The following is an 875-nucleotide window of genomic DNA, read 5'->3' as shown; positions in this document are numbered from 1 at the left end:
GAGGTCCCGGCCGAAGGACCCCGCGCCCGCGGACCCGCGGGACGACGAGGGCGCGTTCACCCCACCCACGATCGACCCCGCCGCGACGGTCCTGCTGGGGGACGGCTCACCGGACCCGTTCGCCGTTCCCCTCGGCAGGGTCGCCGAGATCCTGGCCGGCGACACGGAGACCGCGAGCGCACCCGAAGCCGCCGCGCGTTCTCTGATGCACTACCGCCGCTGGCTGCGGGAGCGGGACGGGCAGGACCTGACCCGGGCCATCGCCCTCGTGCGGCACGCTCTGGCCGTCCTCGGCACCGCGTCGTCGGACGACGTACGGCGGCCGGGTCCCACCTCCACGGCCCTGGCCGACCGGTGCGCCGAGTTCCTGGCCCATCTGCTCCTCGACCGGCACGTCCTGCTCGGCGACCACGCCGATCTCGACGCCGCCGTCCACGAGTACGACCTGCTGCTCGACCGCACGCCGGGCCACCTCACCCGGCCGCCGCTGCACACCGTGCTGGCGCAGGCGGGCGATCCACGGGTTCCGCCGCATCTCTTCCGCGCCGTGGAGCGGACGGAGCACGCTCCCTTCCACGCCGAGCTGTCGGCGGCCGCCGGGTCGGCGTGGCTCCTGCTCGCGCGTTCCCGGCGACGCCACTCCACGACGCTGGCCGGTGACGCCGTGCGGGCCTGGGAGGAGGCCGGGCGCACGCTGCCGCCGGACCATCCGAGAGTTCCGGCCGTCCGTGCCGAACTGGCCACGCAAGCCCTGCGGGAGGCACGCGAGGCGGGCGACGCCGCAGCCGTACGGGCCTCGGTCGACGCTCTCGTCGAGGCCGCGACCACCTGCCCGGCCGGGAGTCCGCACCGCCCCGCGCTGTGCCTGCGCGCGG

Annotated in this window: 1 pseudogene; it reads left to right on the top strand. The window is 76.5% G+C overall.

The window, feature by feature from the left end:
* A pseudogene (locus tag AWZ10_RS26675) lies at nucleotides 1-875 on the top strand (CHAT domain-containing protein); the annotation flags it as partial.

This window comes from Streptomyces europaeiscabiei, from assembly GCF_001550375.1.
Taxonomy (GTDB): domain Bacteria; phylum Actinomycetota; class Actinomycetes; order Streptomycetales; family Streptomycetaceae; genus Streptomyces; species Streptomyces europaeiscabiei.
The sequence above is the reverse complement of the archived record's forward strand: the minus strand, read 5'-3'. Positions and strand labels throughout refer to the sequence as shown.